Source organism: Ursidibacter arcticus, from assembly GCF_009761375.1.
Classification (GTDB): domain Bacteria; phylum Pseudomonadota; class Gammaproteobacteria; order Enterobacterales; family Pasteurellaceae; genus Ursidibacter; species Ursidibacter arcticus.
Genome location: NZ_LEKM01000134.1, coordinates 1 through 4,929 on the forward strand (window position 1 = coordinate 1; position 4,929 = coordinate 4,929).

Sequence of the window (4,929 nt, forward strand, 5' to 3'; positions counted from 1 at the left end):
CTAAGTCTTTGGTCTTAGTGTTGTTCGTTACATTCAAGTCTTTGATTGTAGCGTTGTTAGTTACTTCTAAGTCTTTGGTCTTAGTGTTGTTCGTTACGTTCAAGTCTTTGATTGTTGCATTACCAGTAACATTCAAATCTTTAGCTTCTACCGCTTCAAATTTTGGTTTTTCAGCAAATTCAATGGTGATATTGCCTGTACCGTCAGCTTTGGTTCTTACATTATTACTGCTGTAGTCACCTTTGGTAACATTACCACCAATAACATTGAGCTTACCGCCTAATTGCGTGGTGATCTCATTGCCTGTATTACCGCCGAACTTGATGTTACCGCCTTTTAATACGTCACTTACGTTTTTAATGGCTTGATCAAGCTGACCTTTGTTTACAGCGTGTTTATCTTCTGTACCTGCCGCTACATTGGTGATTTGGCTATTATTCATATCCAAACCTTCGCTGATACTTGCACCTTTTTCCGCTGTTAGTTTTTCTTTAACAGTAGTTGTACCGTTTAGTACTGTAGGACCATTTACATCTAAACCTTTGTTAGCGGTTACTTTGTCGGTAAAAGTTGCAGGTCCAGTTACATTTAGCGGACCACCGATTTCTGCTTTACCTGTTGTTTTTAGCGTGTCAAAAGTTGGTGTTTTTGACGTAGCAACGGTAACAGTTTTGCCATTACGACTGATGACAATATTGTCGCCCTGTGCAAAAGTTACCACTTCGTCATTAGCAACTTTTGCAGCAGTGGTATCTGCCTCACTATTAACTTTCAGCTTCCAGCCTGAAGCATTGACAGTATCTTTTAGCTGTTTTACGTTCACTGCGTCAGTATCGGCTGAACCTGCTTTTAAGCCTGTGATACCTTGACCACTCATCACAAGGTCGCCGCCTTTGATGGTTGCACCGCTGTTGAGTGTGGTAGCACCTGTAACGTCCAAGCCTTTTTCCGCTGTCAGCTTGTCTTTAACGTTGGTTGTGCCGTTTAGCGTGGTTGTGCCATTGACGGTTACACCGCCATTCAGATTGGTTGCACCGCTTACTGTCGCAGTTGTGGCTGTTAATTCGCCCGCACTGGTTTTGCCCGATGTTACTTCGCTGAAGTTTGCTTTATCAGTGGTTGAAACAGTGATGTTTTTACCAGCAATTTCCAACTTAACGTTTTTACCTGCGGTGTAAGTTACCGTATCGCCCGGTGCGACTTTAGTCTCTTGAGCAGGAGCGGTGGCTTCGCCAGCACCTTTTGCAATGGTAACGTTCCAGCCTTTTTCTGCAATGGCTTTGGTTGCGTTTAATTGAGCAAGGTTTACAGCATCAGTATCGGCTGTACCTGCTTTTAAACCTGTGATTTGGTTGTTACCCATCGCAAGGTTACCACCGCTGATGGTTGCACCTTTGTTGAGTGTGGTAGCACCGTTTACGGTCAAGCCTTCGGCACCCACTTCTGCTTTTTTGGCTGAAAGTGTGCCACCGATATTTGCACCTTTGGTTGTGGTGATGTTGGTGAAACTTGGCGTATCCGACATCGTGATTTTGACTTTTGAGCCATCGCTTGAAGTGCTGATGTTTTTACCATCGCCCACAACATCAAGCTGTTCGCCTAGATTTTTATGAACTACAGTTCCTGATTCGCCTTTGAATTTCAAGCCTTTGTTGGTTAGCTCGGTTTTGGCTGTGTTGATGTTATTATTCAGCTCGGTTTTGGCTGTATTGATATTGTTGTTCAGTTCTTTTTTAGCATCATCAACTTTATCGTTCAGCTGTTTTACGTTTACTGCATCAGTATCAGCAGAACCTGCTTGTAAGCCTGTGATTTTGCTATTATTCATCGCCAAACCACCGCTTACGCTTGCACCGTTTTGAGCCACAAGCTGTCCACCGCTGATGGTTGCACCTTTTTGCAGTTTGGTGTCGCCAGTTACGGTTAAACCACCGTTTACCTGTGCAGAAGACGCTGTTAGCGTACCTGCGTTGGTTTTGGTAAAGGTTACTTCATCTGTAGTTTTGATGGTGATGGTCGAGCCACTGCGAGCAACGTTAATGTTTTTACCTTCTGTGATAGTAACGCTGTCGCCATTAGTGATGGCTTCACCATTTGCTTCAGAATTTGCTTTTAGGGTAAAACCTGCTTTGTTGATGGCATTAACCACTTCGCTTGATTTTGCAAGACCATCTGTAAAACCTGCTGGTGCATTTGCAAGTGTAGCTTTTGTTGCATCGGTAGCTGCATTAATTGCACGAGTAACCACATCAAATTGTACAGTTGGATTGTTACCACCTGCAATTTTTGATTTAGTGAAATCGCCATTAGCAAACTTAACGGTGTTGTCATTATCAATACGAGAGACACTCTTGTCGCCATTGTCTAGAATATTAAAACCAACCTTTTCCATCACGTGATACAGCTGACTGCCGTTTACTGCGTCAGTAGAATCTTGAGTTACACGACCTGCGGCGACGTTTTGGATTTGGCGTTTGGTTGTGCCGTTGCCAACTGAAACCACGCCAGTTGCCGTATTGCCTGCAGGTGTTGTTGATGTAGCAGCACCAGATGTATTTTTAAAGCTCAATGGACCTGCTGCTGCAAATGCAGAAGTCTCCGCCCCATTACCCAGAGCGACAGAGTTATTAACAGAAGCCTTTGCCCCATCACCAAAGGCTAAAGCGTTATTACCTGAAGCGGAGGCGTTATTACCAACGGCAACAGCACTTGAGCCTGAAGCGGTGGCGTTATGACCTGTGGCGACTGAGTTTGAGCCTGAGGCGTTGGCTTTATGACCGGAGGCGGTGGCTCGTGTGCCTGCTTTAGATTCAGAACCAAAAGCCGAACCGTTTTCGCCGGATATCGTTGAGTTGGCACCGAATGCGATAGAAGCACCGTTACCGGCAGTTGCGTTTTGACCGAATGCGATAGAGCCTTGACCGCCTTTGGTTTGAGCCCCTGTACCGATGGCGACAGAGTGGTTACCCCACGCCACAGAGTCAGTACCCAAGCCTAATGAGCCTTGAGATTTAGATGTAACGTTGGTACCGAAGGCAAATGCCCCTTCGTTCAGAGCTTGAGCTTTATAACCGATGGCAACGGTGTTGTTGTTATCAGTTTTTGAATCAGGACCGATGGCGATGGCTCGCTCACCTTTTGCGGTGGTGTTTGGACCGATGGCAGTAGAATTCAACCCCAAAGCCTTAGCACTGACACCGATGGCGGTTGAGCTGACGTTGCTTGCTGAAGCCCCTCTACCAAAAGCGATGGCGTCTGCTTTGCTAGCCAATGCCCCTTTACCGATGGCGGTGGCGTTAGCTTCTTGGGCTTTTGCTCCTGCACCGAAAGCCACAGCGTCCGCTTTGGTGGCTTGAGCTTGGTTGCCGATGGCGGTGGCGTTGGTAGCGTTGGCTAGTGCATCGTAGCCGATGGCGGTGGCGTTAGCGGCTGTTGCTTCTGCACTGGTACCGATGGCGATGGCGTCATCGCCGGTCGCTTGGGCTGAGTCTTGTTGATAGGCTCTGGCATCATTATTTTTAGCCGTACCTAACGCCAATGAGCGTTCGCCTGATGCGGTGGCTGAGTTACCTGTGGCGATCGCCCCTTTGCCTGAAGCAGCAGCTGCCATACCTGTGGCGATGGCTCTAGCTCCTTTTGCCACAGCTTCACGACCGACTGCGACAGACTGAGCGCCGTCTGATTGGGCGTTGTTACCGATGGCGATACTGGTTGCACCCCCTGCTTCAGCAAAAGAACCGACAGCCACACCACCTGTTACTCTGGCTCCAGAGCCAATGACTGTACCACCAGCAGTTGCCACAGTGGAATCACCGATTGCGGTGGCGAAACCACGTTCAACCTCGATCTTCGTTCCTTTATATATGTATTCACTCAAAGCGGTACTGCCTGGTGTGCCGATGGTGTCATAGGTGGTGTAATCTTTACCACCAGTTTGTTTTAGTTCCGGGGCGTATTCTTTGCCAGCTTGACCATTTAGCGTCAGTCTCCCTAGTTTACCACTCTGTGCATCAGTATTACCTTTCTTAATCTGGTTATACTCCTGAGCTTTAGTAATCACAGTTGTCGCATGAGCCTCAGGCAACATAATGGAAGTCAAAATAGTTACTGCTACGGCAGAACCAATGACTGCAGCTGATGATTTTTCAGTAACCACACTACTTGGTTGTTCTGCTACTGTAGAAGATGATGACGACTTAACACGTCCTTTTGCTAATTCCGAAACCGCTACCCAAGTTTGAGTGGAGTAATTCCAAATTACTCTAAAAACTTTATTCATAAAAAGCCTTAATTTTTGAGGGTTTACCAAACCCATAGAAAGAAAAAGCTAAGTAACGCAATTTGGTTACTTAGCACCTTATATCCTTTTAGTATAATATATATACGACAGTGAGGGAATGTCCGATTTTTTATCAATGTGATAAGATATTTCTATCTATACAATAGAGAGAAATTGTTTAAGAAAATTGACACAACTTTAATAAATTGTGTGATTAGGAGGAGATGTTCGGTAATAATAAGCTGCGTTGGAATTCCTCTATATGATTTTGTTATATGGTATAAGAGTTATGATATATAGCCTTACTTTTTTGGCTATTCTAACTTAATTTACACTTAATTAACAATATGCAAATTTGTGGTTGGTCCACTGGAATTTTATTTTTTATTTTGAAAAAAATCGGAGTGCATTTGTCATTTTTTTGGCGTTTCCGACCGCTTATTTGTGGGTTATGTCAATGTTGTTGCGAAAAAATAATTGCATAAATTTACAAAAAGACACTTAAAATTTGGGCTAGTGTTAGCAATTTGGGGTCAGATCAAATTTTAGCCCCTACATTTCGGACACTGGTTCATATGTAGGGGCAAATTATATTTGCCCCAGATTATTGACAAAGTCTTTTTTCATTCAGACGCACTGAGTGTATCCAT

1 protein-coding gene is annotated in these 4,929 nt (G+C 44.8%); it reads right to left on the reverse strand.

Going from position 1 to position 4,929, the window contains the following annotated elements; all coding sequences use genetic code 11:
• Positions 1-4,279, reverse strand: a 4,279-nt coding sequence (locus A1D25_RS05385; RefSeq protein ID WP_275895803.1) for an ESPR-type extended signal peptide-containing protein, incomplete at its 3' end; no start/stop codon positions are given.
• Between the last annotated feature and the right edge of the window lie 650 nt (positions 4,280-4,929).